This is a genomic window from Mycobacterium sp. TH-M103 (genome assembly GCF_057473785.1).
Genome location: NZ_JBYCLG010000316.1, coordinates 1 through 9,785 on the forward strand (window position 1 = coordinate 1; position 9,785 = coordinate 9,785).

A 9,785-nucleotide genomic window follows, 5' to 3' on the forward strand; every position below is an offset into this window, starting at 1 on the left:
GTTGTCCATCGAGACCAGGTCCATGATCACCGGGGTGCCGTCGCGGAACCGCTCGCCGATGGTCCGGGCCTCGCTGTAGTCCTTGGGCCGCAGCGTCGTGATCTTCGACATCGGACTGCCCTCGTCGAACAGCATCGCCATCCGGCGCGGGTCCATCGCCAGCGCGCCGCGGGTGGAGTTGCGCAGCCACGACCCGAAGCGTTGTTGCCGGGGCATGTCGGGCCGCTCGAACTCGCGGGGGTGGACCGAACCGTAGCGGGGCTCCTCGGCGTAGCCACCGCGGTACCCGGGCGGGGCATAGTCGGCCGGCTCGCTGCGCGGGTCCCGGAGATCCCGGTGGTCCTCGTAGTCGCGCCCCTCGTAGCGGCCGTACCCCTGAAAACTCTCGTCGAAGCGCGGGCGGGGGAAACCGCGGGAGGGCGCACGGTCGTCGTAGTACTCGTCGTCGTAGTCCTCCATCGGGGCCATCCCGAAATAGGCCTTGACCTTGTGCAGTGTGCTCATCGTGTTGACCCCTTCTAGCCCTGGGAAGGTTCTCGCAGTGGTGTTGTCTGTGATGAAGATGTGACTACAGTGACTACTCACGGTGACGGTAGCGGCCGCGGGCCCAATAGCGCGGTACCGACACGCACACAGGTCGAACCGTGTTTGACGGCGATTTCGAAGTCCGCGGACATGCCGGCCGACAGCCCGACCGCCTCGGGGTGCGACTGCAGCACCCGCCGGTGTTCGGCCTGGAGCCGGTCGAAGGCGCGCTCGGGGTCCCCGGTCAGCGGCGGGACGGCCATCAGCCCGACCAGTTCCAGGGCCGGGGCGCCGGCGACCTGAGCGCACACCTCGTCCACCGCGCCGGGCGCCCCCACGTCGACGCCGCCGCGGGACACGTCGCCGTCGAGGCTGACCTGGACGTAGACGCGCAGCGGATGCTGCCGACGACCATCGGACAGCGCCTTGGCCACGGCCTTGTCGAGGGCGGTCACCAGCCGCGAGCTGTCGATCGAATGCGCGGTGTGCGCCCACCGGGCCACCGACCGGGCCTTGTTGCGCTGGATGTGGCCCACCATGTGCCAGTTGACGGGCGGCAACTCGGTGCGCGGCGCGGCGCCCGCCAGCCGGGCAAGTTCGGCCACCTTGGCCGCGGCCTCCTGCTCCCGTGACTCGCCGACGGCCCGGCAACCCAGGCGGGCCAAGATGGCCACGTCGGTGGCGGGGAAGAACTTGGTGATCGGGAGAAGTTCGATCTCGGCGACGTTGCGGCCCGCCGCTTCCGCCGCCGCGGCCAGTCGCGACCGCACGGCCGCCAGGGCGTGCGTCAATTCGGCCTCGCGGTCGCCGTCGGGCATATCCCCCGTCACCGCGGTCACTCCATCCACACCAGCGACGCCAGGCGGCCCGTCGGCGCGCCCCGGCGGTGGCTGAACAGCGTCGGGTCCGCCACCGTGCAGCGGGGGTCGATGTCGATCGAGGTGACGCCCAGATCCGTCAACTGGCGGGCGATCCCGGCGCGCAGGTCAAGCCCGGGCGTCCCGGCCGAGGTGGTGGTGCGGCTGCCCGGCAGGGCGTCCTCGACCTCGTCGGCCATCGCGGCGGGCACCTCGTAGTTGGCGCCGCTGACCGCCGGGCCGAGCAGCGCCGAGATGTCGGCGACCTGCGCGCCCAGGCGCTGCATGGCCTCCACCGCGCGGTTCACGACGCCCCGCTGGGCGCCGACCCGGCCGGCGTGCACGGCCGCGACCACCCCGGCGCGCGCGTCGGCCAGCAGCACCGGCACGCAGTCGGCCGTCACCACCGCCAGCGCCAGCCGCGGCGTGCCGGTCACCAGCGCGTCGGTGTCGCCGACCGCGCCCGCGCGCGGGCCCTCGACCACCTCGACGCGGTCCCCGTGCACCTGGTCCATCCACACCACCCGGTCGGCGCCGAGGCCGGTGGCGGCGGCGAGCCGGCTCCGGTTTGCCGCGACGGCCGCCGGGTCGTCGCCGACGTGGTCGCCGAGGTTGAAGGTGTCGAACGGCGGCTTCGACACGCCGCCCGCGCGGGTCGTCGTCACTCGCCGGATCCGAAGGCGCACCCCACCAGTATCCGGAAAACGTTGGCGGCCAAGCGGCCCCGACATCATTGTCTGAGTAGGTCGGGACCGCATTGTGACCTCCACGGCCTCAGCGGCGCATGAAAGGCGGCACGTCGACATCGTCGTCGTCACCGCCGATGTTCAGCGTCGCCCCGTTGGTGTGCAGCGGCACGCTGACGGCGTCGACCGGCTCGAACAGCGTCGAGCTGAGCTTGCCCGCCTTCGCCGACTCGATCCGGTGCGCCCCACCGCCGCTGCCGGCCGCCACGCTGCCCTCGGCGGCGTCGCCCACGACCGGCCTGCGGCCCGGGCCCTGCGCGTCGAAGCCCGCAGCGATGACGGTCACGCGCACCTCGTCGCCGAGGGAGTCGTCGATGACGGTGCCGAAGATGATGTTGGCGTCCTGATGGGCGGCGTCCTGCACCAGCGAGGCCGCCTCGTTGATCTCGAACAGGCCCAGGTCGCTGCCCCCGGCGATCGACATCAGCACGCCCTGGGCGCCCTCCATCGACGCCTCCAGCAGCGGAGAGTTGATGGCGATCTCGGCGGCCTTGAGCGACCGGCCCTCGCCGCGCGCCGACCCGATGCCCATCAGCGCGGTGCCCGCGCCGGACATGATGCCCTTGACGTCGGCGAAGTCGACGTTGATCAGGCCCGGCGTGGTGATCAGGTCGGTGATGCCCTGTACGCCGTTGAGCAGCACCTCGTCGGCGCTGCGGAATGCGTCCATCAGCGAGACGGCGGCGTCGCCCATCTGCAGCAGCCGGTCGTTGGGGATCACGATGAGCGTGTCGCAGCTCTCGCGCAGCGCGGTGATGCCGTTCTCGGCCTGGTTGCTGCGCCGCTTGCCCTCGAACGAGAACGGCCGGGTGACCACGCCGACGGTCAGCGCGCCCAGCTTGCGGGCGATGCTGGCGACGACGGGCGCGCCGCCGGTGCCGGTCCCGCCCCCCTCGCCAGCGGTGACGAACACCATGTCCGCCCCGCGCAGCAGCTCTTCGATCTCGTCCTTGGCGTCCTCGGCGGCCTTGCGGCCGACCTCCGGGTCGGCACCGGCGCCGAGCCCGCGCGTCGAGTCGCGACCCACGTCGAGCTTGACGTCGGCATCGCTCATCAACAGCGCCTGGGCGTCGGTGTTGATCGCGATGAACTCCACGCCCTTGAGTCCCTGTTCGATCATCCGGTTGACGGCGTTGACACCGCCGCCACCGATACCCACGACCTTGATGACGGCGAGGTAGTTGTGTGGGGGGGTCATCATTCGTTTTCCTCCCTGATGGGCTGGTGTCCCGGTTGGGGGTCTCACTGTGAGCTTCTCCGGATGGTGGCGGAAACCCTCCTGGGCAAACCCTCAACCTCTACCTCAGGCTTAGAGTTATGTCAGGTAGTTCCGCGCAAACAGAACGGTATGGGCAGCGCACCCGCTAACCCCGCAGGCGCGCCGACACGCGACACGGTTTTTTTCGCCCTCGCCGCGGCGCTACTTGACGGTCGGCAGGTCCGGGCTGGACACGTCGTAGGTCCGCCCGGGCTGGGTCAGCAGCGCGGCCAGCTTCTCGGCCTTCTCCCCGGTGCGGTCGGTGGCCCCCCAGATCACCACCCGGCCGTCGTTCATCGTCAGCGTGATCGAGGACACCGAGGGCGCCGCGACGCGGCTCACCTGGGCGACCACGTCGGGGCTCAGCGCGGTCAGCACCTGCAGCGCGGCCTTGGTCGCCGGGTCGCTCGGCCCGGGGTCGGCAACGTCGAGGTAGGGCAGCGCCGGTGGCGGCGGCGCGGTCGCGAAGTCGACGCCGTCGCGGTCGAACAGGTGCGGGCCGTCCGGGAAGTCCACCACGACCACCGGAACCCGCTCGACGATCGTGATCCGCAGCGCGGAAGGGTACTGCCGCTGCACGCGCGCGCTGGCCACCCGTCGGATCGTGGCCACCCGGTCGGCGACCTGCTTGGTGTTGATCTGCAGCAGCGGCGTCCCGGGCCGCACCCGGGCCACGTCCAGGACCTCTTCGCGGGTCACCGCCCCGGTCCCGCTGACCACGATGTCGCGGGCCGACATCGCCGGCGTGAAGTACAGGACCAGTCCCAGCCCGATCCCGACGAGCACCAGAACCACCGTGGCCAGCAGCATCTTCAGGCCCCGGACCACGCCGCGGGCCACGGGCTTGGGCTCGGCGGCCACGCGCCCGCCGGCCCGGCGCTTGGCCTCGCGGCGCGCCTCCTCGATAGCCATGGCGCGCGCCTGCGCGGCGCGGCGCTCGGCCCGTTCCCGGCGGGCCCGCCGCCGCGGGCCCTCGAAGTCGGCCTGCCCGGCCTCGGGCGCCGCCTCCTCGCCGCCGTCGGTAGGTGGTTCGGTGACGATCGCGCCGGTGTCGTCGGTGCCCTCGGCGGACTCAGGGGTCCCGGCGGGCGCGGAGGTCGCAGGGGAATCCGGCGCGGGGCCGGCCTCCTCTCCCACCACGTCGGTCGGCGCGGCCCCGGTCGGCTCGGGGTTCGGCTGGCTCATCGCGCCATCCCCGGCCGCCCGGGTGCGGTGCGGTTGGCCCGCACCCGCAGCGCGGTGACGATCTCGGGCCCCAGCAGGGTCACGTCGCCCGCGCCCATCGTGACGATGACGTCGCCGGGACCGGCGGCCGCGGCCACCTCTGCGGCAACCGCGGAGAAGTCGGGCAGGTAGCGCACCGGCACGCTGACGTGTCCGGCGACGCTGGCGCCGCTGACACCGGCGAGCGGTTGCTCGCGCGCGCCGTAGACGTCGAGGACGAACACCTCATCGGCGGCGTCCAGCGCACGGCCGAATTCGGCAGCGAAAGCCTTTGTGCGCGAATACAAATGCGGCTGGAACACCACGATGCAGCGGCCCTCGCCGGTCTGGTCGAGCAGCGTGCGCACCGCCGCCAGCGTGGCGCTGATCTCCGTCGGGTGGTGGGCGTAGTCGTCGAAGACCCGCACCGGCGCAAGGCCGTCTCCGAAGGTGCCGACCAGTTCGAAGCGGCGGCGCACCCCCTCGAAGCCGGCCAGCCCGTCGAGCACCTCGTGGGCGGCCGCGCCGATCTGGGTCGCCGCCAGCAGCGCGCCCAGCGCGTTGAGCGCCATGTGCCGGCCGGCCACCGACAGCCGCATCACCCGCGGATGCGGCTCGCCGGCCAGTTGAATGTGGGCGACCGCCTCGGTGCCCTGTTGCACCCAGTCCAACAGCGTGCCGGCCAGGCTCTCACCCGCCGACCCGTAGCGCAGCACGCGGACACCCAGTTCCGCGCTGCGCTCGGCCAGCGCGGCGGCGCCGGGATCGTCGATGCAGACCACCAGCGCTCCCCCGGGCGCCAAGCGCTCCACGAAGGAATCGAACACCCCGGCGTAGGCGTCGGCGCTGCCGTAGAAGTCCAGGTGATCGGTTTCGACGTTGGTCACCACCGCGACGTCAGGCCGGTACTCCAGCAGCGAACCGTCGCTCTCGTCGGCCTCGGCGACGAAGCAGTCGCCGCTGCCATGGTGGGCGTTGGTTCCGGCCTCGCCGAGTTCCCCGCCGACCGCGAAGGACGGGTCGCGCCCGCAGTGCTGCAGGGCCACGATCAGCATCGACGTCGTGGTCGTCTTGCCGTGCGTGCCGGTGACCATCAACGTGGTGCGCCCGTCCATCAACCGGGCCAGCACGGCCGGCCGCAGCAGCACCGGGATGCCGCGGCGGCGGGCCTCGACGAGCTCGGGGTTGGTCTTGGGGATCGCGGCGTAGGTGGTGATGACGGCGGTGGGACCGCCCGGCAGCAGGTCCAGCGACGAGGCGTCGTGCCCGACGCGGACCAGCGCGCCCCGGGCCCGCAGCGCGTGCACGCCGCGCGACTCCTTGGCATCCGACCCGGACACCAGCGCTCCGCGGTCCAGCAGGATGCGGGCGATGCCCGACATTCCGGCACCCCCGATGCCGACCATGTGCACCCGCGCCAGCTCGGGCGGCAGCTGGGCGGCGTTCATCGACGCCCCCCGGCCGCCACCGCCCGTCGCGCTATGTCCAGCGCCGCCTGGGCCACCCGCCGCGCCGCGTCGGGATGGCCCACCCGCGCGGCGGCGGCCGTCATCGCCGCCAACCGCTGCGGGTCGTTGAGGAGCCCGGCCACCCGCTGGGCGACGAGGTCCGGGGTCAGGGCGGCGTCGGCCACCACCATGCCGCCGCCGGCGTCGACCACCGGCAGCGCGTTGAGCCGCTGCTCGCCGTTGCCGATCGGCAGCGGCACGTAGATGGCGGGCAGGCCGACGGCCGAGACCTCGGCGACCGTCATCGCCCCGGACCGGCAGATGACCAGGTCGGCGGCGGCGTACGCCAGATCCATGCGGTCCAGGTAGGGCACCGCCACGTAGGGCGGGTCGCCCGGCGCGGGGTGCCGGAGCTCGAGGGTGTTCTTGGGTCCGTGCGCGTGCAGCACGGACACGCCCGCGGCGGCCAGCTCGGCCGCGGCCCCGGACACGGCCCGGTTGAGGGACGCGGCGCCCTGGGAGCCGCCGAACACCAGCAGCACCCGCGCGTCGCCGGCGAAGCCGAAGTGCGCGCGCGCCTCGGCCCGCAGCGCCGCGCGGTCCAGCGTGGTGATGGCCGCCCGCACCGGCACGCCGACGACCTCGGCGCGCGCCAGCCCGCAGTCGGGCACCGCCGCGAGCACCCGGTCGGCGGAGCGGGCACCGATTCGGTTGGCCAGCCCGGCCCGCGCGTTGGCTTCGTGGATCACCACCGGGACGCGGCGGCTCGCGCGCCCGGGGCCGGGGGTACCGCGCGCGGCGAGGTAGGCCGGCAGGGCGACGTACCCGCCGAAGCCGACCACGACGTCGGCGTCCACCCCGTCGAGCACCGCGCGGGCCTCGCGGACGGCGCGCCACACCCGCGACGGCAGCCGGGCCAGGTCACCGCTGGGTTTGCGCGGCAACGGCACCGGCGTGATCAGCTCGAGGCGGTACCCGCGCTCGGGCACCAGCCGGGTCTCGAGGCCGCGCGCGGTGCCCAACGCGGTGATCCGGACCTGCGGATCGAGCGCGGCCAGCGCGTCGGCCACGGCCATCGCGGGTTCCACGTGCCCCGCGGTCCCGCCGCCGGCGAGCACGACCGACAAGGCACCGGCGGGCGGGGGGCTCGCCCCCGGCCCGCCGGCCGACCTCTCGACGGTGTCGTTCACCCGTAACGCTGACCTTCCAGTGCGCGTGTGCGCCGCGGTTGGCGCTGACCGGCGTAACGCTGGCCTGATCCATGATGCCTGGCCCGCACGCGGGCGGCGCCCCCAGATCGCCGGGCCGGCCGGGCGGCCGGCCGCAGCGGCGCCTCGGCGTCGCGGCCGCTCGTGCGCGCCGGGGCCTTCGCCGCCCCCGGACGACCGCCCTTGCGGTCGCGGAACGACTCCAAACGGGTCGGCGCGTAGGGCGCCGGCAGCGGCAGCCGCAGCAACCGGTTGACCTTGTCGTCGCGCCCGGCCCGCAGCGCGGCCACCGCCTCCGGCTCGTGGCGGGCCGCGTTGGCCATGATACCGATCATGAAAAGCGTTGCGGCCGTTGATGTTCCCCCCGCCGAAATCAACGGCAGCTGGATGCCGGTGACGGGCAGGATCCCGATCACGTAGCCGATGTTGATGAACGCCTGACCCAGCACCCACATGGTCGTGGCGGCGGTCAGCAGCCGCAGGAACGGATCGGCCGACCGGCGCGCGATCCGCATCCCGGTGTAGGCGAACAGCCCGAAGAGCACCAGCAGTCCGAAGGCGCCGATGAATCCGAGTTCCTCGCCGACGATCGCGAAGATGAAGTCGTTGTGCGCGTTGGGCAGGTAGTTCCACTTGGCCACGCCCTGGCCCAGCCCGTCACCGAAGATGCCGCCGTGAGCCAGCGCGAACTTCGCCTGCCGGGCCTGGTAGCCGGTGTCCTGGGGGTCGCTCTCGGGGTTGATCCAGGACCGCACCCGCTCGGAGCGGTAACCGGCGGACATCGCCAGGACCGCGCCCGCGGCGAAGACCGCCAGCAGCGAGGTGCCGAACACGCGAAGCGGCAGCCCGCCGTACCACAGCAGGGCCAGCAGGATGATGCCCAGCGACACCGTCTGCCCGAGGTCGGGCTGGGCCACGATCAGCGCCAGCGAGATGACCGCGGCGGGCACCAGTGGAATCAGCATCTCCCGCAGCGACGCACGCTCCACCCGACGGGCCGCCAGCAGGTGCGCGCCCCAGATGGCCAGGGCGATCTTCGCGAGTTCGGAGGGCTGCATCGACAGCCCGCCGATCACGAACCACTTGCGGGATCCGTTGGCCAGGTGGCCGATTCCGGGCACCAGCACCAGCACCAGCAGGATGACCGTGACCACGTAGCCGGTGAAGGCGACGCGGCGCAGGAACCGCACCGACATCCGCATCGCCACGTAGGCCCCGCCGACCCCGATGACCGTCCACAGCACCTGCTTGCCGAAGATGACCCACGCCGACCCGTCGGAGTCGTAGGACCGCACACCCGAGGCCGACAGCACCATGATGAGGCCGAGGGTCGTCAGCAGCCCGGCCACGGCGATGATCAGGTGGAACGAGGTCATCGGCCGGTTCAGCCAGGCGCCGAAGCGGTGGCGCGGCCCACTCTTTTGGGCCGCGACCGGGGCCTTCGACCCCTTGGCGGGCTCGGCGGCGTCCCCCGTCGCCCGGCCCGTCTCCTGGCCGGTCGCCTCGGCCGCGTCGGGCTCGGCCGCGTCGGTCTTCTTGCCCCGGCCCAGCAGCCGGGTCAGCGCGTTGTCCACACCCGCCTACCGGACGGCCGCGCGCACGGCGGCCGCGAAGGCCTCGCCACGGTCGGCGTAGCCGCTGAACTGGTCGAATGAGGCGCCGGCCGGCGCCAGCAGCACCGTGTCGCCCGGCCTGGCCAGGTCGCGGGCCGCGGCCACCGCGGCCGTCATGACGCGAACACCGAGATCCCCGCCCGTGCGTTTCACTTCTGCCACATCTATCTCAGAAATCACAGCAGTCGCATCCATACCCGCATCCTCGCCTGTCGCAACCTGGACGACGGGGACATCCGGCGCGTGTCGCGATAACGCCTCTGCAACCTTCTCGCGGTCGCGGCCGATGAGCACCGCTCCGACCAGCCGGGACGCCATCCTGGCGACCTCCGCGTCGACCGACGCACCCTTCAGCAAACCGCCGGCCACCCAGACCACCCGCGGGTAGGCCAGCACGGACGCCTCGGCGGCGTGCGGGTTGGTGGCCTTGGAGTCGTCGACGTAGGTGATGCCGTCGGCGACGGCGACGACCTCGGCCCGGTGCCGGCCGGGCCGGAACGAGGCGAGGGCCGCCCCGATTGCCTCGGGGGACACCCCGACCGACCGGGCCAGCGCGGCCGCGGCCAGGGCGTCGAGCACCCCCACGGGGCCCGGCACCTCGATCGAGTCGACGTCCGCCAGCTCCAGGTCCTCGGCAAAGGCCCGGTCGACGAGCCGGCCGCCGCGCACGCCGAGCTCGCCGGGGGCCGGCTCGCCCAGCCGGAAGCCGGTCCGCACCGGCGCGGCCGCGGTGTCCAGCAACGCGGCGGCCCGGGCGTCGTCGAGCCCGACCACGGCCACCCGGCCGTCGAGCACCCGGGCCTTGTCGGCGGTGTACTCGGCCATCGAGGAGTGCCAGTCGAGGTGGTCCTCGGCGATGTTGAGCACGACGCCGGCCTCGGGCCGCAGCGACGGCGCCCAGTGCAGCTGGAAGCTGGACAGCTCGAC

At 73.1% G+C, this 9,785-nt stretch carries 8 protein-coding genes and 1 pseudogene; all 9 read right to left on the bottom strand.

What is annotated here, in order from left to right; translation table 11 throughout:
* A partial coding sequence (gene sepF / locus AC2VOR_RS17475) for a cell division protein SepF (RefSeq protein ID WP_486964213.1) occupies positions 1–504 on the bottom strand: 504 nt, incomplete at its 3' end.
* A 77-nt stretch (positions 505–581) separates the two neighbouring features.
* Positions 582–1,343, bottom strand: a complete 762-nt coding sequence (locus AC2VOR_RS17480) for a YggS family pyridoxal phosphate-dependent enzyme (protein ID WP_369741554.1) — start codon at positions 1,341–1,343, stop codon at positions 582–584.
* 17 nt (positions 1,344–1,360) lie between these two features.
* On the bottom strand, positions 1,361–2,068 hold the full coding sequence (gene pgeF / locus AC2VOR_RS17485) for a peptidoglycan editing factor PgeF (protein ID WP_369738317.1): 708 nt from the start codon (positions 2,066–2,068) through the stop codon (positions 1,361–1,363).
* Positions 2,069–2,156: 88 nt separating this feature from the next.
* On the bottom strand, positions 2,157–3,326 hold the full coding sequence (gene ftsZ, locus AC2VOR_RS17490) for a cell division protein FtsZ (protein ID WP_369741553.1): 1,170 nt from the start codon (positions 3,324–3,326) through the stop codon (positions 2,157–2,159).
* Between the two features lie 222 nt (positions 3,327–3,548).
* Positions 3,549–4,571 carry a cell division protein FtsQ gene (ftsQ, locus tag AC2VOR_RS17495; RefSeq protein WP_369738316.1) on the bottom strand — a complete coding sequence of 341 codons (1,023 nt, stop codon included), beginning with the start codon at positions 4,569–4,571 and terminating at the stop codon, positions 3,549–3,551.
* Positions 4,568–6,037: a UDP-N-acetylmuramate--L-alanine ligase gene (murC, locus tag AC2VOR_RS17500; protein ID WP_486964216.1), complete on the bottom strand. Its 1,470-nt coding sequence runs from the start codon at positions 6,035–6,037 to the stop codon at positions 4,568–4,570. Before murC ends, ftsQ begins: the two co-directional genes overlap by 4 nt.
* Positions 6,038–7,227, bottom strand: a pseudogene (gene murG, locus AC2VOR_RS17505) (undecaprenyldiphospho-muramoylpentapeptide beta-N-acetylglucosaminyltransferase); the annotation flags it as partial.
* Positions 7,224–8,819: a putative lipid II flippase FtsW gene (gene ftsW, locus AC2VOR_RS17510; RefSeq protein WP_486964214.1), complete on the bottom strand. Its 1,596-nt coding sequence runs from the start codon at positions 8,817–8,819 to the stop codon at positions 7,224–7,226. The pseudogene murG and the gene ftsW, both read right to left, overlap by 4 nt.
* 6 nt (positions 8,820–8,825) lie before the next feature.
* Positions 8,826–9,785, bottom strand: a 960-nt coding sequence (murD, locus tag AC2VOR_RS17515) for a UDP-N-acetylmuramoyl-L-alanine--D-glutamate ligase (protein WP_486964215.1), incomplete at its 5' end; no start/stop codon positions are given.

What these genes read in the sequence shown, in the direction of transcription:
- AC2VOR_RS17480 (WP_369741554.1), bottom strand. Translation starts at nt 1,343, where the DNA reads ATGCCCGACGGCGACCGCGAGGCCGAATTGACGCACGCCCTGGCGGCC.
- ftsZ (WP_369741553.1), bottom strand. Translation starts at nt 3,326, where the DNA reads ATGACCCCCCCACACAACTACCTCGCCGTCATCAAGGTCGTGGGTATC.
- ftsQ (WP_369738316.1), bottom strand. Translation starts at nt 4,571, where the DNA reads ATGAGCCAGCCGAACCCCGAGCCGACCGGGGCCGCGCCGACCGACGTG.
- murC (WP_486964216.1), bottom strand. Translation starts at nt 6,037, where the DNA reads ATGAACGCCGCCCAGCTGCCGCCCGAGCTGGCGCGGGTGCACATGGTC.